This is a genomic window from Enterobacter sp. LM3 (assembly GCF_046622475.1).
In the GTDB taxonomy this organism is placed as follows: domain Bacteria; phylum Pseudomonadota; class Gammaproteobacteria; order Enterobacterales; family Enterobacteriaceae; genus Enterobacter; species Enterobacter cloacae_P.
In genome coordinates this window covers 1-935 of record NZ_JBJURN010000055.1, presented here as the reverse complement: position 1 = coordinate 935, position 935 = coordinate 1, and the positions used below count along the sequence as shown (strand labels likewise).

At 52.9% G+C, this 935-nt stretch carries 1 pseudogene; it reads left to right on the top strand.

Features of this window, described 5'->3' with window-relative positions:
* Positions 1–935, top strand: a pseudogene (locus tag ACJ9N4_RS20890) (host specificity protein); the annotation flags it as partial.

The window sequence follows — 935 nt, the reverse complement described above, 5'->3', positions numbered from 1 at the left end:
ATCGTGATCAACTCGTTCTCTGTCGTTCAGCAGAACATCAGCGTTGAGACTATGCGCGTCAGCTGGGATCAGGCTCAGAATGCCATAGCCTATGAGGCACAGTGGCGTCGCAATGACGGGAACTGGGTAAATGTGCCGCGCAACTCTACCACATCCTTCGATATTCCTGGCATTTACGCAGGACGATATCTGGTACGCGTACGTGCCATTAATGCCGCTGAGATTTCATCCGGATGGGGTTATTCAGAAGAGAAAACGTTAACCGGGAAAGTGGGAAATCCGCCGAAGCCGGTGAGCTTTATCGCTTCGGAAAACGTGGTATTTGGTATCGATCTGAACTGGGCGTTCCCGGCGAATACGGACGACACGCTGAAGACTGAAATTCAGTACAGCCTGACGGGGACTGAGGGCGATGCGATACTGCTGGCCGATGTACCATACCCACAACGTAAATATCAGCAGATGGGGCTTAAGGCGGGACAGATTTTCTGGTACCGCGCGCAGCTGGTTGACCGAACCGGTAATGAATCGGGGTATACCGACTTTGTACGGGGGCAGGCCAGCATCGATGTTTCTGATATCACTGATGCCATCCTGGAGGATATGAAGGGGTCTGAGACATTCAAAGATCTGATCGAGAACGCTGTGGACAGCAATGAAAAAATTGCTGATATGGCGGATGACATCAAAAGTCATGCCGACGAGCTGGAGAAGCAGGCGCAAGAGATACAGGAGAATGCTGACGGTCTGGCACAGGCCGCTGTAAAAATCGATGAGATTTCCGTATCGATGGACGGGATGACGGGAGGCGTGAAGAACTCGGCAATTGCGATAATCCAGAACGGGCTGGCGCAGGTAGCCACGCGCAAAAGGCTGTCGGCTACGGTCGCAGGGAACAGCGCGCAGCTGGATCGCATCGACGAAGTGATCGTCAA